This window comes from Klebsiella electrica (genome assembly GCF_006711645.1).
In the GTDB taxonomy this organism is placed as follows: Bacteria; Pseudomonadota; Gammaproteobacteria; order Enterobacterales; family Enterobacteriaceae; genus Klebsiella; species Klebsiella electrica.
On record NZ_CP041247.1, the window covers coordinates 151,210 to 171,633 of the forward strand.

Below are 20,424 nucleotides of genomic sequence, written 5' to 3' on the forward strand. Positions count from 1 at the left end.
GCAGGTAACAGTTTCTTTCCGGAGACGTTACAATCAGCGCTGATTTGTTGACTCCCTCTCCCGCCGGGAGGGGGTAAATAACTTACCGCCAGGTCCATTCATGACTACCGATATTCGTGCGCTTTACACCCGGCTTCCGGCCACCGACCGTTTGCTTCGCGACCCTGCTTTTTCTGCTGTGCTGGCCCGCTATGGTCATGCTCAGGTGGTGGCGCTGCTGCGCCAGATGCTGGAGCGCGGGAATATATTCGTCAGGAACAGGCGCTGCCGGGCTGGTGCGATGACTGGCCGCAGGAGACCGGGCGGCGGCTGGCGCAAACCGGGCAAAGCGCGCTGCGTCCGGTGTTCAACCTCACCGGCACGGTGCTGCATACCAACCTGGGGCGGGCTATCCAGGCGGAAGCGGCGGTTGAAGCGGTCGCACAGGCGATGCGCGCTCCGGTCACTCTGGAGTACAGCCTGGATGATGCCGGGCGCGGGCATCGCGATCGGGCGCTGGCGGATCTGCTGTGCCGCATCACCGGCGCGGAAGATGCGTGTATCGTCAACAATAACGCCGCGGCGGTGCTGCTGATGCTGGCGGCCACCGCCGGCGGTAAAGAGGTGGTGCTCTCGCGCGGCGAGCTGGTGGAGATCGGTGGCGCATTCCGCATTCCCGATGTGATGCGTCAGGCGGGCTGCATCCTGCATGAGGTCGGCACCACCAACCGCACCCATGCCAAAGATTATCGCCAGGCCGTGAATGACAATACCGGGCTGTTGATGAAGGTCCATACCAGCAATTACAGCATCGAGGGCTTCACGACAGCCGTCGATGAAGCCGGGCTGGCGGCGATTGGCCGCGAAACGGGTATTCCGGTGATCGCCGATTTGGGCAGCGGTTCGCTGGTTGATTTGAGCCAGTATGGCCTGCCGAAAGAGCCGATGCCGCAGGAGATGATTGCGGCGGGCGTCAGTCTGGTGAGCTTTTCCGGCGATAAGCTGCTGGGCGGCCCGCAGGCGGGGATTATCGTTGGCGAAAAGGCGATGATTGCTCGTTTGCAGCAGCATCCGCTGAAGCGCGCGCTGCGGGCGGATAAAATGACCCTTGCCGCGCTGGAAGCCACTCTGCGGCTCTATCTGCATCCGGAAACGCTGGCCGATCGGCTGCCCACGCTGCGCCTGCTGACCCGCACGGCGGAGGCGATTCAGGCGCAGGCATGGCGCCTGCAGCCGTTGCTGGCCGCCCACTACACGCAGTTTGAGGTGCGGGTGGAGCCGTGTCAGTCGCAAATTGGCAGCGGTTCGCTACCGGTGGATCGCCTGCCTGGGGCGGCGCTGACCTTTACGCCGCGCGATGGTCGCGGCAGTCAGCTGGAGGCGCTGGCGACCCGTTGGCGTGGGCTGACGATCCCGGTTATCGGACGGATTTACGATGGCTGTCTGTGGCTGGACTTGCGCTGTCTTGAAGATGAACCCCGGTTTATGGAGATGTTATTACAATGATTATTGCCACCGCCGGACATGTTGACCACGGCAAAACGACGTTGCTGCAGGCGATCACCGGCGTTAATGCCGACCGCCTGCCGGAAGAGAAATCGCGCGGGATGACGATCGATCTGGGGTACGCCTACTGGCCACAGCCCGACGGTCGCGTACTGGGGTTTATCGATGTGCCGGGCCACGAAAAGTTTCTGTCTAACATGCTGGCGGGCGTGGGCGGTATTGACCACGCGTTGCTGGTGGTGGCCTGCGATGATGGCGTGATGGCGCAGACTCGCGAACATCTGGCCATTCTGCAACTGACGGGAAAGCCGTCGCTGACCGTGGCATTGACCAAGGCCGATCGCGTTGATGCGGCGCGCGTGAGCGAGGTGCATGCCGACGTGGTGGCGGTGCTGGCCGAATTTGGCTTTACCCAGGCGACGTTGTTTGCTACGGCGGCGCCGGAAAACCGGGGCATTGACGCGCTGCGCGAACATCTGCGCCAGCTACCTGAACGTAGCCACCCGCAGCATCAGCGTTTTCGCCTGGCTATCGATCGCGCCTTTACCGTAAAAGGGGCGGGCCTGGTGGTGACCGGCACCGCGCTCAGCGGCGAGGTCAACGTCGGCGATACGCTATGGCTGACCGGGGTGGATAAGCCGATGCGCGTGCGCGGGTTGCATGCACAAAACCAGCCGGTCGAGCGGGCGCGGGCCGGTCAGCGCATCGCGCTGAATATTGTCGGCGATGCGCAGAAAGAGGTGCTGAATCGCGGCGACTGGCTGCTGTCCGTTCAGCCTCCCGAGCCGTCCGGACGGGTGATTGTTGAATTACAGCGCCACACGCCGTTGACGCAGTGGCAGTCTTTGCATATCCACCATGCCGCCAGCCATATTACCGGACGCGTATCGCTGCTGGAGGGGGATCTCGCCGAACTGGTACTCGATACTCCGCTGTGGCTGGCAGATAACGACCGCCTGGTGCTGCGCGATATCTCCGCCCGCGCGACCCTGGCGGGAGCCCGCGTAGTGACGCTAAATCCGCCGCGGCGCGGGAAACGGAAAGCGGAATATTTGCAGTGGCTTCATGCGCTGACGGCGGCTGCGGATGACGCCCAGGCACTGGAGACGCACCTGCAGCGCGACGCGGTACGTGTGGATGAATTTGCCTGGGCCCGCCAGCTGAATGAAAATGGCCTGGCGGCGCTGACCCGCAACGCTGGCTATCTGCAGGCGGGTCATAATCTGCTCAGTCCTGCGCTGGCGGCGTGCTGGCAGACAAAACTCCTTGATGCGCTGGCGCGCTATCACGATCAGCATCGCGAGGAGCCTGGACCGGGCCGCGAACGTCTGCGGCGCATTGCGCTGCCGATGGAGGACGAAGCGCTGGTGCTGCTGCTGATTGAACAGATGCGCGCCAGTGGGACCATCGACAGCCATCACGGATGGTTGCATCTGCCGGAACACAAAGCGGGCTTTACCGAAGAGCAGCAGGCCATCTGGCTGCGGGTTGCCGACCTGTTCGCCGATGAGCCCTGGTGGGTACGCGACCTGGCGAAAGAGGCGGGCGTTGAAGAGTCGCTGATGCGCGCGGTGCTGCGTCAGGCGGCGCAGCAGGGCATGATTACCGCGATCGTCAAAGATCGTTATTATCGCAACGATCGGATTGTGACCTTTGCCAGCATGATCCGCGATTTGGATCAGTTGCGCGGTTCGACCTGCGCGGCAGACTTCCGCGATACGCTGAACGTCGGCAGAAAGCTGGCGATCCAAATCCTCGAATATTTTGACCGGACTGGCTTTACCCGCCGGCGCGGTAATGACCATATTCTGCGCGATAAGGCGTTGTTCCTGTAAGTCTCTTCAGGCGTTTTCGGACAGCACAGCGCCGACGGGGATTCTCTGGTTGAACTCCCTCGGGGCGCTGCGATACCTCCCGCGCTTATTCGTCCGTTTCTTTCACCCAGATGCGCATCTCTCCTTCGCCGCGATTGGCCCAGCTAAACCACGGAATAAAGGTTAAGGTCTGCGGCTGGCGTGAGGCTGGCGTGCGGTCGTAATTCCACAGCGCCTGACGTTCCGCATTCTCCGCCGTTTGCTTATAGCCCGGCGCCTGGAGAAGTATCTTGTGAGCAAAAATCCCTTTGCCTTCAAAAGCGCTGAACCGTGCGTGACGCGGCAGCTGTAGGTTATGCAATTGCTCGCCGTTGTCCGCCTGCTCCAGACAATAAACCAGCGGGCCTCGCTGTACGGCGACCTGGCCTGCCTGATGGCGCACCAGCGAATTACCGTAAACGCGACGCACCGGCATAGGCAGCGTTAGCAGGATAGTGTCGCCTTCCTGCCAGCGACGGATGATGTGCAGATAGCCTTTGCGTACATCCTGTGGAACGGGCACACCGTTCAGCGTCACCTGCGGCTTTTCGCACCAGTCCGGGAGACGTAACGCCAGGGTATGGTCGATTGGGATGGGTGAGTCGATTGCTATTTTCACCTGCTCCTGCCACGGATAGTTACTGCTGATACGCAGCCGCAAGGTCTTATCGCCAACCGGGATCTCCGCGCTGTTGCCGACATACAGATTGATGTAGAGCGCTTCTTCACGCGGCGTATAGATATAGTGCCCCAGAGACGTGAGTACGCGGGCGATATTCGGCGGGCAGCAGGCGCAGCCGAACCAACGCTGACGAACGGGCTTCACGTGGTCATAAATATGATTGAATTTTAACGACTTCGGGTGCACTTCCAGCGGGTTAACGTAGAAGAAGTGCTTGCCATCCAGCGCCATTCCTCCCAGCACGGTGTTATACAGCGCGCGTTCCATCACGTCGGCGTACTGGCTGTCGGCCTCCATTTCCAGCATTCGGCGAGCAAACATCATTAAACCGATGGATGCGCAGCTTTCGGCATAGACCGTGTCGTTTGGCAGGTCATAGTCGCTGCTGAAGGCCTCACCGCTGCTCTGCGAACCAATGCCGCCGGTAATATACAGCTGACGCTGGGTCATATTGTTCCACAGGCGCAGGCAGTCCTGACGTTTGCCTTCGTCCTGGCTTAAGCGGGCGAGATGGGCGATGCCGGTCATCAGGTAAACAAAGCGAACCGCATGACCGATGGCGACGGGCTGTTCAGAAATCGGCTGGTGCGCCTGGCTGTAGGGCTTATCCATCACCATCCACGCCGGGCCGTAGGTATTCCAGTAGGACGTTTTGCCGCGTTTCGCATATTCGATATCGTAAAAATGCGGCTGCGTTCCGCGCGTTTCGACGAAATAGTTCGTCAATGCCAGATAGCGCGGCTCCTGGGTCACGTCATACAGGCGCATTAACGCCAGCTCGATCTCCGGGTGCCCTGGATAGCCGTGCAGCTGATGTTCTCCGGGGCCAAACACGCTGTCGATATGGTCGGCGAGGCGGCAAACCACCTCCAGCAACCGACGCTTACCGGTCGCCTGGAAGAAGGCGACGCCCGCTTCAATCATGTGCCCGGCACAGTATAGTTCGTGGCACTCGGCGAGGTTAGTCCAGCGTTCTGCAGGCGCTTTGACCGTGAAGTAAGTGTTCAGATAGCCATCTTCACACTGGGCGGCGGCCACCAGTTCAATCACCTCATCGGCGGTTTTTTCCAGCCCGGCGTCCGGCTTCTGACACAGCGACCAGGCCACGGCTTCCAGCCATTTCGCCACATCACTGTCCTGAAATACCATCCCGTAAAACTCCCCCTCCTGCAGCCCTGCGGCAATGCGAAAGTTTTCGATCGCATGGCTTGGATCGGCTTCGTCGATGCGATCGTTCAGTGCATCCCATTGGTAGGGAATCACCACATCGCGCACCAACTGCTGGTACTGACCGAGGAACGGGTCGCTGATTTTCAGTTTGCGTAGATTGACTTCCATTACAGACATGACGGACTCCTTAAGGCTGAACGTGACGCGCATGCAGGTCGGTGGCAATGCGCACCATCATCGGATTATTGAGCTTGCAGACGCGGATCGAAAAGGCCAGCAGCAGGTGGAACAGGGCGGGCAGCAGGGTTTCCATTGAGGCGATCCCGGACAACGACAGGGCCGTTTGGTTGCCGGCGCCAGGCTGATAGGCCACGTAGATAAAAATCAGGCTGATAATTCCGGCGCTGGAGGCCCACGCCAGCTTGATGAAGAACAGGTTGAAGGCAAAGTTCATACCGGAAGAACGCACGCCGGTTTTCCATTCGCCGTAGTCGTCAGAGAAGGCCATCAACGAGAAGTGCAGCGGCAGGGTGAAGCCGAGAATAATGCCGTTGCTGAGGATAACCACCAGCCACAGGGTCTGGTATGCCTGGCCGGTTGGTAAAAACCACATCGCGATGGCCAGGGCGGCCAGCACCAGGTTGGTGTAGTAGTAGAGCTTGATGGTATCGAAGCGGCGTGAAAGCAGGTTGATGATGATGGAGCCGAAAATCGATGCGAAGGTCACCATGGTGAAAAATAGCGAAGTGTAGCCGGTAGACCCTTCAAGGACGTAGGTGATGAAGTACATATAGCCGCCGCCGCGGATATTAAAGACGTTGATCAGCAGGAACGACATCACCAGCATCAGCAGCAGCTGGTCGTTTTTACGCAGACCGGCGATATGCTCCCGCAGTGTAAATTTACCCATCATGTCTAGCGAGACGCGCTCGCGGACCCAGAAGAAGCAGCACAGGAACATCACCACCGCAATGGCGCAGAGTACGCCGACGCCATACTGATAGCCTTGGGCTGTGTTGCCCTGACCGAGCGCTTTTACCAGCCACGGCAGCCCGACGGAGACCAGAAACCCCGCTACGCCGCACAGGACAAAGCGCCAGGACTGGCACGAGATAACCTCGCTATGGCGAGTGGTCATGGTGTTGATCAGCGCGCAGTACGGCACGTTAATCGCGGTGTAGCTCATCGACAGCAGCAGATAGGTGCCGAATGCCCAGGCGATTTTTACCCCCATGCTGGCATCAGGCACGGTAAACGTCAGTACGCCGATAATACCGATCGGCACGGCAATCCACAGTTGCCAGGGACGAAAGCGCCCCCAGCGGCTTTGAGTTCGGTCGGCGAGAACGCCCATAATGGGGTCGGAAATCGCGTCGAAAACGCGCAGGGCCAGGAACAGGGTCCCGACCAGCGCGGGCGTTAGCCCAAAGACATCAGTATAGAAAAAAGTTAAAAAGTTCATGATCAGGCAGGTAATGACCGTTCCGCCTGCATCCCCCAGCCCATAGCCTACTTTTTCACGTACGGATAATTTATCGTCCAGCGCTTTTTGCGCCGGATCGGTAGTGGAAATTAATGTCGAAGTCATGGAGAACGCCTCACGTATTCGGAGATTTTGTTTCCAGAAAATAAGCCGCCTGGTTGTGGCTCTTGTTGTGTAGTTTGCAAAGTACCTTTTTATTTTGCATTGAATTCACCACACGACAAGGGAAGGGAAAAGTACAAAAAGGTGATGATTCCGACCTGATTGAGAAAATGTGATTTCGATCCGCTCAATCAGGCTGTTTTCGTTAATAATCAATAATAAGATGATTATTTTCATCACGTATTAGCGAGAGTTGACATAGTTATGCTCGAATTATCCATAGCGCTTCCGATCCGGGTGCAAAACGGAGGGTTATTTATTTCTCGCGGCGTGGGCAGCCACCCGTCGCGTACCCTGCATTCCTGGGAAGTTATTTTTGTTGAAAAGGGGACATTAACGATCCGTGAAGAGGATAAGATTTTCACGGTAAATTCAGGAGAAAGTTTATTACTCTGGCCGCAACGCCGTCATGTCGGTGTGGGGGAATTTCCGGCAGATTTAAAGTTTTACTGGCTGCATTTTGAATTAACACCAGCGGTGGAAAAAAAAGCGCATCAATCGGTGTTGATGTTACCGCAGCACACAACGTTAAGTGACCCACAATATATGACCGGGTTATTTCGACAATTCTTAAATGAGCAGGAAAATGTGCATCGTAGCGTAGCGCTGGAATGTATTTTGCTGCTGATTCTACAGCAGATATCCGCCTCTGCTTTAAGCGAAAGCGCGGGGAATAACCCGGGTATTGCGCTGGCCTGGAAAGCTCGCCAGATGATCGGTACGCACTTTCATCTGCCCATTTCGGCGTCGCTGCTGGCGAAAGAGTTGCATTGCAATGTGGATTATTTAGGTCGGGTTTACCGACGGGCCTTTCGTCTGACGTTAACCGAAGCCATTCACCGTCAGCGTGTACGGGCAGCGGAGAAGCTGTTGATCAGCGATTCGCTGTCGCTAAAAGAGGTGGCGGAGCAGTGCGGTTTTCACGATGTGGGCTATTTTCGGCAGATTTTCCGCAAGCATACCGGCATAACGCCCGCCGCATGGAAGCGGCGGTATTGTAAGGAGCATATTAATTCGGAATAAGGCTCTGGCATTGCGTGGTCTGATACCCTGACCCCCGACGCTCTCCCGGCGGAAGCTTGTCAGGGGGCCGCAGAGGCGTCGCTCACTGCCCATAATAGGCATTTGCTCCGTGCTTACGCAGGTAGTGTTTATCCAACAATTCAGCCTGCATATCCGGCAGCTGTGGGGCCAGCTGGCGCGAGAACAGGCCCATATAGGCGCACTCTTCCAGCACCACCGCATTGTGCACCGCGTCATGGGCATTTTTACCCCAGGCAAACGGGCCGTGGGAGTGCACCAGTACCGCCGGAACCTGCATCGGGTTCAGGGCGCGCTCCTCAAATGTTTTGACGATCACCTCGCCGGTTTGGTACTCGTACTCGCCGCCGATCTCTTCAGCGGTCATCAGGCGGGTGCACGGGATCGTTCCGTAGAAATAGTCCGCGTGGGTGGTGCCCCAGGCGGGCAGGTCCAGCCCGGCCTGCGACCAGATGGTGGCGTGGCGGGAGTGAGTATGCACAATGCCGCCGATCTCCGGGAAGCGACGATAGAGCGCCAGGTGCGTTGGCGTATCGGAAGAGGGTTTCTTGCTGCCATCCACCACTTTGCCGCTGGCGATATCCACCACCACCATATCTTCGGCTTTCATCACGGCGTACTCCACGCCAGAAGGTTTAATCACCATCAGTTTGCCGCTTTCATCCACTGCGCTGACGTTCCCCCAGGTGAAGGTAACAAGCCCGTGAGCGGGCAGCGCCAGGTTTGCCGCCAGCACCTCGGCTTTCAGTTGCTCTAACATACGAATCCTCCTTCCTCCATACGGGCTTCAATCCAGCGGCGGGCCTGAATGATTTCCAGTACCGGCTCTTTGGCTTTTTCAGTCCACATCTCAATCAGAAATGCACCGCGATAGTTCAGGTTCTGTAATGTGCTGAAGACATTGACGAAATCGACGCATCCTTCACCAAACGGCACATCACGGAACTGGCCTGGGCTGGTGTCGGTGACCGGCTGCGTGTCTTTCAGATGAATCGCGGCGATGCGGTCGATACCCAGAGCCAGCTCCGCCGGGACGTCATTACCCCAGGCGCTGAGGTTGCCCACGTCCGGGTAGACGGTGAACCACGGCGAGGCGAGCAGTTGGTCCCATTTTTTCCACTTGGTGATGGAGTTCATAAACGCGGTGTCCATGATCTCCACCGCCAGCATCACCTGAGCCCCTGCAGCCTGTTCAACGGCCCACGCCAGCCCTTCGGCGAAACGCTGCTGAGTGCCCGCGTCATGCTCCTCGTAATAGACGTCGTAACCGGCGAGCTGGATGGTGCGGATACCCAAATCGCGCGCCAGCTTGATGGCTTTGCTCATGATATCCCTGGCCCGCTCACGCACGGCTTCGTCGCGGCTGCCGAACGGAAAACGGCGATGTGCGGAAAGGCACATCGACGGAACCGACACATTGGTTTCCAGCATCGCTTCCACTAACGAGGCGCGCTGGGCGGTGGTCCATTCGAGTCGCGACAGGCGCTCATCGGTTTCGTCGACGGACATCTCCACGAAGTCGAATCCGCAGCTTTTCGCCAGAACCAGACGCTCCGGCCAGGATAAGTCTTTCGGTAACGCTTTTTCATAAATGCCTAATGGATGGTTACGCATAATTACGCTCTCCAGATGTCGCGAATGTGGGCGTGGAACTCTTCAGCCACTTGCTGCGGATCGGCGGCGCTGGAAAGGGCGCGTCCGGCAATAAAGGCCTTCACGTTAATCTCTTTGAACAGCGGCAGGTCGGCAGGGGTGATGCCCCCGGTGACGGAGAGCGCCAGGCCGATATCCGACAGCGCTTTCATGCGCGCCAGATCCACTTCACCCCACTGCTGGCCGCTCGCCTGAGCGTCGCGCCCACGGTGATAAATCGCCTGACGCACGCCGGCGCTGTACCAGTCGCGCGCATCGTCGAAGGTCCAGTTACCAAACAACTCGATTTGGATTTCGCCTCCGCGCGCAGCAGCGACGGCGTGACCTTTTTCGATGGTGGCCAGCGGCGCGGCGCAGATGATGGTCATCCAGTTGGCCCCCGCGTCCAGCGCCTGCCGGGCCAGGGTTTCCCCGGCGTCGGCGACTTTCCAGTCGGCGACGATCAGTTTTTCCGGGCATTGGGCGCGCAGGGCGCGAATGGCATGTAGCCCCTCGCTCAGGCAGAGAATGGTGCCCGCTTCTACGATATCCACACGGTCTTTTAACAACGCAACATCGCGCTGGGCGGCGGCAAGGTCGGTGTGATCGAGCGCCAGCTGCAGTAATGGTCGGCTCATAAAGAGTGCTCCTTAATACGGGCGTGAAAGCCCTGAAGTGCTTCAATTAACATCTGGTAACGGCGGTATTTGCGCTGGTAGGCCGCGTGGGCGTTCATGTCCGGCGTCAGGGTGCGTATTTCGTAGCTGAAGGTCTGCTGGGCATCGGTGAAGTTTGCGTAAACGCCGGTGCCGACGAGAGCCGCAATGGCGGCACCAAAGCAGCCGGTCTCTTCCACCTGCGGCAGTTCAACCGGCAGGCCGCTGACGTCCGCCAGCATTTGCATCCACACGGGAGAGTGCGCCGGGCCGCCGGTGACGCGCAGGGAACGTACCTCGGTAAAGCGTTCGCGCATGCGGTTGAGGTGCGTCATGTGGCTAAATACGACCCCTTCATAGACCGCCTGTAGCAGGTGCGCGCGGGTATGCAGCGCCTGTATGCCATAAAAGCCGCTGGTCATCTCAAGCCCGGCGTTACTGCCGTACAGGAAGGGCAGGAAGAAGACATCGCTGGCGGCTTTCGGCAGGCTGTCGACGAGCTTGTTGATTTCATCAAAGCTGATGTCGCCAAGTTGTGCGGTCAGCCATTCGAGGTTGCCGGAGGAGGTAGGGCTGGCTTCGTGGACAATGTACTGGCCAGCATTCACGTAGCGTCCGTAGACGAAGGGGTGCGCTTCGTTATCGCGCAGCCCTTCAGCGATGCCGCTGGTGACCGCCCAGGTTCCCATGACGGCGTTCAGCGTGTACTCGTCATCAAGCCCGGCGCAGAGCGCGGTAGAAACCACATCAAACAGACCGCCCACAACGGGAGTTCCCGCCGCCAGACCGGTCATGGCGGCTGCCTGAGAGGTGATTTCACCGCTGATTTGGGATGAACCGACAATGGGCGGCAGCGCAGCGTCGATTTCGCTGATGCCAAGCCACTGCGTCAGGCGGGGATCGTACCGCCCGGAGGTCATATGGTAGAGGTTGGATTCAGAGATATTGCTCTCTTCGCAGCCTTTCACGCCGGTGAGGCACCAGCGCAGATAATCGTGGCCCATCATCACGCAGCCAATTTGCGCGTAACGCTGCGGCTCGTGCTCCTTCACCCAGCGCAACAGTGAAGCCGGGTGCCCGGTCCATAAGGTCTGGCGCGTTAACGGGTAGAGCTTTTGCGGAATGCCGTCCTGCTGCCAGCGTGTGACGATCTCCATCGCGCGGCGATCGGAAGAGAGGATCGCGGTGCCCAGCGGCTGGTCATTTTTATCCAGCAAAAACAGCCCCTTGCCCTGAGCGGAAATCCCGATGCCATCGACTTGTTCACCGCGAATGCCGGTGCGTTGCAGCAGACGGGAAATGGTTGCCGCGCAGTGCTGCCACAATGCCGTCATGTCGCGCTCCGCCCAACCGGGCTGCGGGCTGAGGGTGTGAATGGACCGGCGTTCAATAGCAAATTCTTTACCCTGGCTGTTGTACAGGCCTGCTTTCAGATAAGTACCGCCACAATCGATACCCAGCCAGAAGGTCTCTTTTTCACTCATCTTTTTTTCCTGGTTTGCATCCCCTCCCGGTGGGAGAGGGTTGGGGTGAAGGCGTCAGATCGCGCGTTTCGGTGCGTTGACCGCGCCGATAGACGCACTGTTGGCATCGCACCGGGACGGCAGCAGCAGCGCCATCAGCGCGGCAATCGCCAGTGAAATCGCCAGGCAGTAAACGCCCGCATCTTTGCTGTAAAGCGTGATCAGCACGCCCACGGCATACGGGCCGCAGAAGCCGCCGAGGTTGCCGAGGGCGTTGATCACACCGCGTGCGCCGCCGGCCATTTCGGCGCTGAACAGACGGGCAGGGATGGTCCAGAACACCCCGGCAGCGGACTGCAGGAAGAAGCCACAACCGACCAGCGCGGTGTACGACAGCCAGACGCTCTCTTTCAGCACAACGGAAAGGAACATGCAGGCGGCGAAACCAATCAGCGGCAGGGAGACGAACAGTTTGCGTTTGCCGGTGCGGTCAGACAGGGAAGAGAACAGGAACATCCCGGCAATCGCCCCCACGTAAGGCAGAATGGCGAGCATCCCGACCTGGCCCATACTGGTGTGGGTCAGCTCTTTCAGGATGGTCGGTAGCCAGAGGGTGTAGCCGTAAATCCCGGTCTGGTAGAAGAAGTTCAGGGCAATCAGTTGCCACATGGTGCGGTCAGACAACACAGTGCTCAGAGAGGCATTCACCGTGGTTTTACCGGCAATGGCGCGCTGTTCAGCGGCCAGGGTTTCCACCAGGTACTTTTTCTCCGCGTCAGAAATCCAGCGGGCTTCCTGCGGGCGGTCATAAATCGTCAGCGCCCACATCACCAGCACGACGAGGGAGAGCAGACCTTCGATGATGAACAGCCAGCGCCAGTCGAGGGCGGTGATTATCCAGCCGGAGAGTGGGGCGGTGATGATCCCGGCGATCGGCACGAACATGATGACGATGGCATTCGCGCGACCGCGTTCGGCATCCGGGAACCAGTTACTGATCATGGTGAGTACCACAGGCAGCATACCGCCTTCTGCCACACCCAGCAGAAAGCGCAGCGCCAGCAGCTGGTAGTGGTTGGTAACAAGACCGGTAAACACGGAAATTACCGCCCACGCGACCAGCGACCAGCCGATGAATTTTTTGCCGCTGCCGTGAACGGCGATTTTGCCGCCGGGAACCTGTAAGAAGAGATAGCCGAGGAAGAAAATACCGCCAGCCAGGCCTGCCATCGTCGCGGTGATGCCTAAATCCTGATCCATCCCGCCGGGCATAGCAAAGGCAATATTCACGCGGTCCATATAAGAAATAATACAGGTGATAAGAATCGGAGGAATAATTCTTAACCAGCGTTGGCGCGGAATATCCGCGGTTGTAGCGTAAGAGGAAGTATTCATATTAATCTCGTGTTTAAATTGACTGACCTTGCGATGAAATTGACGCTTTATATTTATTGTCGGGCTATGTTTAGCGCGTGAATGCCATCGCGTAATATGGCTATGCGATGATTCGCATCAGCATTCGCATCAATTTCCAGTAACTTAATACCGGCAAACTGTAATTGTGCTGAATCAGCCACATTAAATAATTCTTTTGCGTGAGCCGCTGTTAACAGGCCTTGCGGGCAAAACGGGGCGAACGGTGCGTGCAGGTCAGTCCATTCGCCGTACGGCCCTTCGGTCGCGGTGCCAGAGAACATCAGCGCCCCCAGTTTGCCCGCGGCACGTGCCGCCTGAGTATGCGCCAGCGGCAGGGCGGCGTTACGCCCTTCAATCGCTGAACGCGCCCAGTTGATACAGATATCAATGCGGTAACCCGCCAGCACCTGCAGCACGTTTTCCAGCGGCAGAAAGCCTTTGCGTGGCGCAGGCTGGTTCATGGCATCACAATGTTCCAGCATGAGTGAGCATGACCAGTCCCAGTCCGCAATCTCTTTGATGGAGCGCGCGAAGGCATCGGTTGCCTGCTCTACGCTCGCATTACCCACAAGCGGTGCAGCCTGCAGTTCAAGGGAGATGACCTTGCCGGCAAAACGTTTGTTTAGTGCATTGATTTTGTTGTGTAAATGACGATGGAATGCGACGCATGCCAGACGCTGTTCTTCATCGCTGGAGGCCAGGCCGAAAGCCGTGTTGCCGCCGCCGCGGCGACGCATCGTTTCCGGGATGGCCGTCACCACCATCTTCCACTCCTGCGGCGTATGCTGGAGCAACCACTCATCGCCATAGGGATGAAAGTGCTCATGGCATGGTTGTTCCAGCCCACGGATGTGGGGCGTATCCGCGAGTAAGCGCCAGAATTCCGTCTCTTCTTGTTCGCTCTTTTGGTGAAATGAGGGCGCGCAAGGGTATGCGCCGATGATATAACCGGCGTCATTTCTTTCCATTTTTCACTCCTTTTATTTATCGGTGTTCGATAAATAAATGACGGATTAATCTAAAGCGGAAATAGCAACTTTAACCACTATTTTCCTGATTTCCGTTTCCCGGTGTTTTTTACAGGCCGGACGGTGAACATCCTGCGGGAAAAATATGGCATAGTTCCCCGGTCTCATTTCTATTAACGATTCGTTTTCGCTGTCGTGATAGAAAATAATATCCCGCTGCTCAAGTAATTCTTCACTTACTACATTATTGCCGGTATCGATAGCGACACCGATCTGCTCTTCACCGGAATATAAATACTGGATATCGAGGTAACGGCGGTGCACCTCCGGGCGCAGTTCATCGTGCGGACGGGTGGTCAGGTCGAGGATCTGCGCGAAGATCGTGCGCCCCTCGATTTCGACCACCCCGGTCTCCAGCTTGCTGAAGTCCGTGGTGCGCAAAAATTCCAGCGCTTTTTCAATCGCTGCCGGATACCGGCAGGCGTTAGGTTGAGAAATATGTCCATAAATCATGATGATATTCCTTACAGCGCTTTGATTTTTGCCCACACGCTGTCATCAACGGTGATTCCGTTGCGGCGGTTCTCTTCCAGCAGACGAGCAAACTCATGACCGGGCAACCGCACCGGCACGTTTTCGTCGGCCCGTTCGGCGCTGGTGATGTAATCCATGATGCGTTGCAGCTTGGCGTCGCGGGTGGCGCCATCGATCAGCTTGTCCACTTCGATAGCAATAAAGACTTGCGAAATGTTGAACTCGTCGCTGTTGTCTTCAGTGACCGCAGCAACGGAAGAGCCATCGGAGAGCAGGGTGGCGATCATGTCCAGCACGATGGAGAGGCCTGAACCTTTCCAGTAGCCCATCGGCAGAATACGGCGGTTTTTCTCGATGGGCGCCGGGTCTTTGGTCAGGTTGCCTTCGTCATCGAAGCCACCGTCAACCGGCAGCTGACGGCCTGCCAGGCGGTTCACTTCCAGCATGCCGTAGGAGAACATCGACATGGACATGTCCACCATGGTAATCGGCGTAGACGGAATGGCGACGATCAGCGGGTTAGTCCCGATGCGGCACTCTTTGGCGCCCCACGGCGGCATCACGGCAATGGAGTTGGTCCAGCAGATGCCGATGTAGCCTTTTTCCGCCGCCTGCCAGCCGTAGCTGCCGCCGCGCATCCAGTGGTTGGCGTTGCGCACAGCAACCAGGCCAATACCGTGGTCAGAAGCCAGTTCAATTGCCCGGTCCATCATTTTTTTGGCGGTCAGGTTGCCGATAGATCGCCGGGCATCCCACTGTTCAATCGCCCCCAGTGAAGCGGTGCGTTCTGGCAGGGCCTCAGGGATGATATCGCCGTTTTCCAGTTGCTGAATAAAGCGTGGGAAACGGTTTACGCCGTGTGAATAGACCCCTGACTCGGTGGTGCGGGCGAACATTTCCGCACAGGCATCGGCGGTTTCAGCCGCCACACCGCGTGCCAGCAGGACGCGGTTAAACTCATTTTTAAGGTCAGAAAAACTCAATAACATACGCTTTCTCCATGACAACTTTTCGTTTCACATAGTGGAATTTTATTCCACTAAATAGTGCTGGGTTGCAAAAACACGCCGGCAGGACCGGTGTGTTTCGGCGTTACTCCGGTTTATCCCTGAAGGCGGGATGGGGCGAGGGTCACCCGGTACAGCGATGTCGTCGCCGTAATAAAAAGCGTATTCCCGTCGGGGCCGCCAAAAGTGCAGTTAGAGACGCGCTCGGGGACCGCAATGGTGTCCAGTAATTCGCCTGCGGCGGAGAAAATCAAAATCCCTGTCTCGCAGCTGCAGTAAATATTCCCGTCCCGGTCGACGCAAAATCCGTCCGGAATACCCGGTTTAACCTGGGTTACGACGTGGGAAAATAACGCGTTATCGCCTTCAAGGCGGTAAGCACGAATTTCCCGGCGGCCCTGGCTCGGAAAATCAATAACCGACATATCTGCCACGTATAGCCATTTATCATCCGGCGAAAAGGCCAGCCCGTTGGGGCGCTGGGTATCGCTGATGGCAATAGCGACCTGGTTTCGCGCTTCATCAAATCGGTAGACGTAGCAGCCAATGACCTGGCTTGCGGCGCGATAGCCCTCTTCGTCGCTGATGATGCCGTAGGGCGGATCGGTAAACCAAATCGACCCGTCCTGGCGCACCGCGATATCGTTGGGGGAGTTAAAACGCAGCCCGTCGACTTTATCCACCAGCAGAGTGTGATTGCCTGCGGCGTCGGTACGGCTGATACCGCGCCGACCGTGCTCGCAGGTCAACAAACGCCCTTGCAAGTCCCGCGCGTTGCCGTTGGCATAGTGGGATTCGGCGCGGAACACGCTGACCCCATTTTGCGCATCCCAACGGAACATTCTGTTGCCCTTCACATCGCTGAAAATCAGGCACTGCTGGTCTGCCAGCCACACCGGGCCCTCTGCCCAGATCGCCGGTGAGCACAGGCATGCAAAACTTCCCGTGACGACTAACATCTCACTTCACTCCCCAGATGGCTTTGTAGCGATCGCGATAATGGTTGTCCGGGTCAAATTCGTTGTTCTGGCCGCCGTCGGCGCCGATGTTCTCCTTGGTCACCAGATGCGCCGGGGTGACATAGCCAGACGGCTCTTTACCGGCGAAGGCGCGGTTTAATTCATCCAGCAGCTGCCAGCCGTGCAGTTTCAACGGCTCGGGTACGGTTGCTACCTGCGCTTTGCCTTCACGCACGCGCTGGTAGGCGGTGACGGAACCGTCGCCAGCGGAGATGTTGTACGGCGGCTTATCTCCGGTGCCTTTGCCCGCGGTTTGCAGGGCTGGAGCCATAAAGTCGAAGTACAGATCGTTAATTGCCAGCGAGTATTCGAACCTGTCGCCATATTTTTGGATCAGGCTGTAGGTCATGCCCGGCATGCGGTTGGAGGTGTCGGCAAGCGGGGTATCGATAAATTCCACTACCTGGCAGCCGCTGCACTGCTCAATCACCTTCTTCATCGCGTTGGCTTTATCCAGCGCGATTTGGTACAGCGAGTCGGTGAAAATAAGCACTTTGGCGGTACCGTTGGATTTCGCCACCGCATACAGCGCCGCCATGCGCGAGACTTCGTTCGAGTCGGAGGTCACGTTGTAGAAAATGTTGTAAGCCGGAACCGGGCCAGGCGCGGGCACCGCGTGCCAGGCGGTCAGCACGATGCCCTCTTTCACGGCTTTTTTCAGCGGAATTTTGGCGACGTTGGGGTTCCAGCCACCAATGACGATACCGTCCGGTTTGCGGGCGATCGCCTGGTTAAGCGCCGCCAGTTGATCTTTCACCGAACCTGCGCCATCCAGCACATCCAGCTGCCAGCCTGCGGCTTTCGCCGCTTCTTCCAGCCCCTCTTTAACCCCCAGCACGCCGCCGTTTTTCATGTCCGAGGCGATGAAAATGATCTTCTTACCAGGCTGCAGCGTCGGACCCTGGGTTGGGCCATCCCAGTCGGTGACTGGCGCGGTGGCTTTGGCAATCGCCGTTTTCGCCTGCTGAACAAAGGTATCGTCGGCGAGGCTGAAACCACTTGCCATCATCAACCCGGCAGCCAGACAGTACTGAACTATTTTGTTATTCATTTTCAGTTCCTTACGCGAGAGTCATTGGGTAACGGAGGAGCCTGATGCTGGCGATTGTGCCCGCTGCACCAGTTTTTTATTTAATGCCCGACGGCGTTGAGCATAGCCCGCCAGGGTAATCGACAGCAGCAGCGTCGCACCGTTGAACAGCGGTTCGACCCAAAACGCGCCGCCGAACTGCTGGATGCCCGCAATACCGATCGCCAGCACCGCAATACCGACCACCGTGCCCCAGACGTTCACCCGGCCGGGACGAATGGTGGTGCTGCCAAGGAACGCGCCCACCAGCGCCGGGAGCAGATAATCCATACCAACGCTGGCCTGGCCCACGCCCTGCTCGGCGGCGATGATCACCCCGGTAAAGCCGGTTAAAGTGCTGGAAGTGATAAATGCCCCGATGATGTAACGATTAACGGAAATGCCGTTGAGCGCTGCGGCGACCGGGTTACCGCCCACCGCGTACATGCAGCGACCAATCGGGGTATGTTCGGTGATAATCCACAGCACCACGGCGGCAAAAAGGACGTAGAAGGCCACCACCGGAATACCGAACAGGTCGGAGTGATGCAGGGCGATAAAGGCGTCCGGTAAGTCACCAACGATCTGCCGACCACCAGAGTGCCAGAGCGCGATGGCGTACAGCACCGTACCGGAACCCAGGGTCGCAACAAAGCTGTCGATATCCGCCAGCGCCACCAGAATACCGTTCAGCAAACCGTAGAGCGCAGAGAGCACCAGCACGATCGCCACAGCGGCGGGCCAGGAGAAACCATATTCGACCTGCAAAGTAATGGCGAGGATATGCCAGAGCACGATGCCGAAGCCGACGTTGAGGTCGATTTTGCCGACAATCATCGGGATGGTCGCCGCCAGCGCCAGCAGGGCGATTTTCGATTTGCTGTCGAGGATCGCCTGCAACGTCAACAGGGAAGCAAACGAAGGCGTTGTCAGTGAAAAAACGATAACCAGCACCACACAGATCGCGGGTAAACCGTAACGGGTGGTTAATTGTCCAAGCCAGGTGGCCACACCGTGTTCATGAAGTGATACGCGTGATTCCAGGGCCGTCGATTTCATTGATGTTTTAGCCATAACGCACTCCGACTTAATGTATGGTGCCGCTGCCCGATGCCAGCTCAAGCAATCTGGCAAAGGTGACATCCTGGTTGAGCAGTTCGCCGACGATCTGCCCGCGGTTAAATACCAGCGCCCGGTTACAGATGTGCGCCACCTCTTCCAGGTCGTTGGAAATGACCAGAATGGCAACGCCGTTTTGCAGCGCCTGATTGAGTAAATCGTAAATTTCTGCGCGTGCGCCCACGTCAACGCCTGCAGAAGGGTCTTCCAGAATGAGCAGAGGGGCATTGAGCGAGAGCCAGCGTGCCATGACCACTTTTTGCTGGTTGCCGCCCGACAGTGCACTGATTTCAATATTTATCTGCGAGGGGCGCACGTCGAACTGGCGGATTTTCTCCCAGCTCAGCGGCGCTTCGCTTTTTTCGTTATAGCGGGAAAGCGGCGCATGACCGTGTTTACAGGGGTTCATAAACAGGTTTTCACGCACCATCATGCCCGGAATCAGACTTTCATGAAGACGGTCGCCGGCGACAAAAGAGACGCCGGCGGACATCGCCTCCCCTGGTGTTGTCGCCGTAAACGGCACGCCATTTAAGGTGATTTGTCCACTTTCCTGCGTCCTGCAGGCAAACAGTAAACGTCCAATCTCTTCCTGACCGGCGCCACGCAGACCGGCGAGCGCCACCATCTCTCCGGCACGCAGCTCGAAGGAGACCGGCCCGGTATCGCCCACTTTGACGTGGTCCATTTTCAACAGCACCGGCGCGCTGGCATCGGGTAAGGGCTGGCGCTGGTCATCACGCAGGTTTTCGCCCACAATCAGTTCGACCAGACCACGCAGGCTGTAGCGGCTGATATCGCCGCCTCCGGCGTAGCAACCATCGCGCATCGCACAAACGGTATCCGCCATCTCCATCACCTCATCCAGGCGGTGGGTGATGTAAATCATGCCTACCTGCTTCTCGCGCAGGATGTTCATGACGCGGAACAGGTGGCGTACATCGTCGGCAGGCAGTGAGGCGGTCGGTTCATCGAGCACCAGTACCGAGGCGTCAACTGCCACCGCGCGGGCAATCGCCAGCAGGGATTTTTCGGTGCGGGAAAGGTCAAACACGCGGTCATCCGGGTCTATCTGAATGCCGATATCTTCCAGCGCTTTTTGCGCCTGGCGTTTGGTGGCCGCCCAGTCAATCAGACCGAAGCGACGGGGAAACCCCATCACCAGCGCCATGTTTTCGGCGACGGTCATCCACTCTACCAGGCCTAAATCCTGATGAATAAAGGCGATAGGCTGTTCGTTGCCCTGACGTAACGCGGCGGCAGAATCCACCGGCTGACCGCGAAACAGGATCTCGCCGCCATCACGGGAATAGACGCCCGCCAGCACCTTAATCAACGTCGATTTGCCAGCGCCGTTTTCTCCCAACAGCGCCACAACCTGGCCCGGGTAAATATCCAGACTGACGTTATTGACCGCCACATTGCCACCAAAACGCTTGATGATGTGGCGCATAGATAACAACGGAGACAACACTGCTGCTTCTGTCATTTAAGGTGACCTCCCGATGAGGGGGTGAGAACGTTTTACAAGCTATAAATTTCACTATGCGAAATCTGATTTCAAATATATCGATCATGATTTCACAAAGCAATCGGTGAGGATGTTTTTGAAATTCAATAAAATCAGTTAATTACAAAATTTATGTTCAGATCGTGAAGTGAAAC

Annotated in this window: 16 protein-coding genes and 1 pseudogene; 3 read left to right on the plus strand and 14 right to left on the minus strand. The window is 57.6% G+C overall.

Going from position 1 to position 20,424, the window contains the following annotated elements; all coding sequences use genetic code 11:
• Window positions 1–100 precede the first annotated feature (100 nt).
• Window positions 101–1,485, plus strand: a pseudogene (selA, locus tag Electrica_RS00740) (L-seryl-tRNA(Sec) selenium transferase).
• The gene (gene selB, locus Electrica_RS00745) at window positions 1,482–3,320 is read left to right on the plus strand and encodes a selenocysteine-specific translation elongation factor (protein WP_141963065.1); all 1,839 of its coding nucleotides are present in this window, start codon (window positions 1,482–1,484) and stop codon (window positions 3,318–3,320) included. Before selA ends, selB begins: the two are co-directional and overlap by 4 nt.
• Before the next feature lie 85 nt (window positions 3,321–3,405).
• On the opposite strand, the gene Electrica_RS00750 is transcribed toward selB, so the two are convergent.
• Together Electrica_RS00750 and Electrica_RS00755 are read right to left on the minus strand one after the other, a co-directional pair.
• Window positions 3,406–5,367, minus strand: coding sequence for a glycoside hydrolase family 127 protein (locus Electrica_RS00750; RefSeq protein ID WP_141963067.1), 1,962 nt, complete (start codon window positions 5,365–5,367; stop codon window positions 3,406–3,408).
• A gap of 10 nt (window positions 5,368–5,377) precedes the next feature.
• Window positions 5,378–6,778 (minus strand): MFS transporter, encoded by a 1,401-nt coding sequence (locus Electrica_RS00755; protein ID WP_100682934.1) that lies wholly within the window; start codon window positions 6,776–6,778, stop codon window positions 5,378–5,380.
• Between the two features lie 261 nt (window positions 6,779–7,039).
• On the opposite strand from Electrica_RS00755, the gene Electrica_RS00760 reads away from it, so the two are divergent.
• Window positions 7,040–7,858, plus strand: a complete 819-nt coding sequence (locus Electrica_RS00760) for an AraC family transcriptional regulator (protein ID WP_131049342.1) — start codon at window positions 7,040–7,042, stop codon at window positions 7,856–7,858.
• An 82-nt stretch (window positions 7,859–7,940) separates the two neighbouring features.
• Here the strand turns inward: Electrica_RS00760 and araD are convergent, their stop codons facing one another.
• The 12 genes from araD to Electrica_RS00820 form a co-directional block, all read right to left on the minus strand.
• Window positions 7,941–8,636 (minus strand): L-ribulose-5-phosphate 4-epimerase, encoded by a 696-nt coding sequence (gene araD / locus Electrica_RS00765; RefSeq protein ID WP_100682936.1) that lies wholly within the window; start codon window positions 8,634–8,636, stop codon window positions 7,941–7,943.
• Window positions 8,630–9,490, minus strand: coding sequence for an L-ribulose-5-phosphate 3-epimerase (locus tag Electrica_RS00770; RefSeq protein ID WP_131049343.1), 861 nt, complete (start codon window positions 9,488–9,490; stop codon window positions 8,630–8,632). Before Electrica_RS00770 ends, araD begins: the two co-directional genes overlap by 7 nt.
• 2 nt (window positions 9,491–9,492) lie before the next feature.
• Window positions 9,493–10,146, minus strand: coding sequence for a 3-keto-L-gulonate-6-phosphate decarboxylase UlaD (gene ulaD, locus Electrica_RS00775; protein WP_141963069.1), 654 nt, complete (start codon window positions 10,144–10,146; stop codon window positions 9,493–9,495).
• Window positions 10,143–11,648 carry an FGGY-family carbohydrate kinase gene (locus Electrica_RS00780; RefSeq protein ID WP_141963071.1) on the minus strand — a complete coding sequence of 502 codons (1,506 nt, stop codon included), beginning with the start codon at window positions 11,646–11,648 and terminating at the stop codon, window positions 10,143–10,145. Before Electrica_RS00780 ends, ulaD begins: the two co-directional genes overlap by 4 nt.
• Window positions 11,649–11,702: 54 nt before the next feature.
• The gene (locus tag Electrica_RS00785) at window positions 11,703–13,022 is read right to left on the minus strand and encodes an MFS transporter (protein ID WP_141963073.1); all 1,320 of its coding nucleotides are present in this window, start codon (window positions 13,020–13,022) and stop codon (window positions 11,703–11,705) included.
• 53 nt (window positions 13,023–13,075) lie between these two features.
• Window positions 13,076–14,011, minus strand: coding sequence for a DUF4862 family protein (locus Electrica_RS00790; protein ID WP_141963075.1), 936 nt, complete (start codon window positions 14,009–14,011; stop codon window positions 13,076–13,078).
• A gap of 45 nt (window positions 14,012–14,056) precedes the next feature.
• Entirely contained in the window at window positions 14,057–14,524 is a 468-nt protein-coding gene (locus Electrica_RS00795) for a YhcH/YjgK/YiaL family protein (protein WP_100682942.1), read from the minus strand.
• A gap of 11 nt (window positions 14,525–14,535) precedes the next feature.
• Entirely contained in the window at window positions 14,536–15,534 is a 999-nt protein-coding gene (gene yiaK / locus Electrica_RS00800) for a 3-dehydro-L-gulonate 2-dehydrogenase (protein ID WP_100682943.1), read from the minus strand.
• A 113-nt stretch (window positions 15,535–15,647) separates the two neighbouring features.
• A complete protein-coding gene (locus tag Electrica_RS00805) occupies window positions 15,648–16,511 on the minus strand; it encodes an SMP-30/gluconolactonase/LRE family protein (protein WP_100682944.1) in 864 nt (287 codons plus the stop codon).
• A 1-nt stretch (window position 16,512) separates the two neighbouring features.
• The gene (locus Electrica_RS00810) at window positions 16,513–17,580 is read right to left on the minus strand and encodes an ABC transporter substrate-binding protein (protein WP_224742589.1); all 1,068 of its coding nucleotides are present in this window, start codon (window positions 17,578–17,580) and stop codon (window positions 16,513–16,515) included.
• 63 nt (window positions 17,581–17,643) lie between these two features.
• On the minus strand, window positions 17,644–18,714 hold the full coding sequence (locus tag Electrica_RS00815; protein ID WP_131049347.1) for an ABC transporter permease: 1,071 nt from the start codon (window positions 18,712–18,714) through the stop codon (window positions 17,644–17,646).
• Window positions 18,715–18,727: 13 nt separating this feature from the next.
• The gene (locus Electrica_RS00820; RefSeq protein ID WP_141963080.1) at window positions 18,728–20,248 is read right to left on the minus strand and encodes a sugar ABC transporter ATP-binding protein; all 1,521 of its coding nucleotides are present in this window, start codon (window positions 20,246–20,248) and stop codon (window positions 18,728–18,730) included.
• Window positions 20,249–20,424 lie beyond the last annotated feature (176 nt).

What these genes read in the sequence shown, in the direction of transcription:
- Electrica_RS00790 (WP_141963075.1), bottom strand. Translation starts at nt 14,011, where the DNA reads ATGGAAAGAAATGACGCCGGTTATATCATCGGCGCATACCCTTGCGCG.
- Electrica_RS00770 (WP_131049343.1), bottom strand. Translation starts at nt 9,490, where the DNA reads ATGCGTAACCATCCATTAGGCATTTATGAAAAAGCGTTACCGAAAGAC.
- Electrica_RS00755 (WP_100682934.1), bottom strand. Translation starts at nt 6,778, where the DNA reads ATGACTTCGACATTAATTTCCACTACCGATCCGGCGCAAAAAGCGCTG.
- Electrica_RS00785 (WP_141963073.1), bottom strand. Translation starts at nt 13,022, where the DNA reads ATGAATACTTCCTCTTACGCTACAACCGCGGATATTCCGCGCCAACGC.
- Electrica_RS00795 (WP_100682942.1), bottom strand. Translation starts at nt 14,524, where the DNA reads ATGATTTATGGACATATTTCTCAACCTAACGCCTGCCGGTATCCGGCA.
- yiaK (WP_100682943.1), bottom strand. Translation starts at nt 15,534, where the DNA reads ATGTTATTGAGTTTTTCTGACCTTAAAAATGAGTTTAACCGCGTCCTG.
- Electrica_RS00810 (WP_224742589.1), bottom strand. Translation starts at nt 17,580, where the DNA reads ATGATGGCAAGTGGTTTCAGCCTCGCCGACGATACCTTTGTTCAGCAG.
- Electrica_RS00780 (WP_141963071.1), bottom strand. Translation starts at nt 11,648, where the DNA reads ATGAGTGAAAAAGAGACCTTCTGGCTGGGTATCGATTGTGGCGGTACT.
- Electrica_RS00750 (WP_141963067.1), bottom strand. Translation starts at nt 5,367, where the DNA reads ATGTCTGTAATGGAAGTCAATCTACGCAAACTGAAAATCAGCGACCCG.
- Electrica_RS00820 (WP_141963080.1), bottom strand. Translation starts at nt 20,248, where the DNA reads ATGACAGAAGCAGCAGTGTTGTCTCCGTTGTTATCTATGCGCCACATC.
- araD (WP_100682936.1), bottom strand. Translation starts at nt 8,636, where the DNA reads ATGTTAGAGCAACTGAAAGCCGAGGTGCTGGCGGCAAACCTGGCGCTG.
- Electrica_RS00805 (WP_100682944.1), bottom strand. Translation starts at nt 16,511, where the DNA reads ATGTTAGTCGTCACGGGAAGTTTTGCATGCCTGTGCTCACCGGCGATC.
- ulaD (WP_141963069.1), bottom strand. Translation starts at nt 10,146, where the DNA reads ATGAGCCGACCATTACTGCAGCTGGCGCTCGATCACACCGACCTTGCC.
- Electrica_RS00815 (WP_131049347.1), bottom strand. Translation starts at nt 18,714, where the DNA reads ATGGCTAAAACATCAATGAAATCGACGGCCCTGGAATCACGCGTATCA.
- Electrica_RS00760 (WP_131049342.1), top strand. Translation starts at nt 7,040, where the DNA reads ATGCTCGAATTATCCATAGCGCTTCCGATCCGGGTGCAAAACGGAGGG.
- selB (WP_141963065.1), top strand. Translation starts at nt 1,482, where the DNA reads ATGATTATTGCCACCGCCGGACATGTTGACCACGGCAAAACGACGTTG.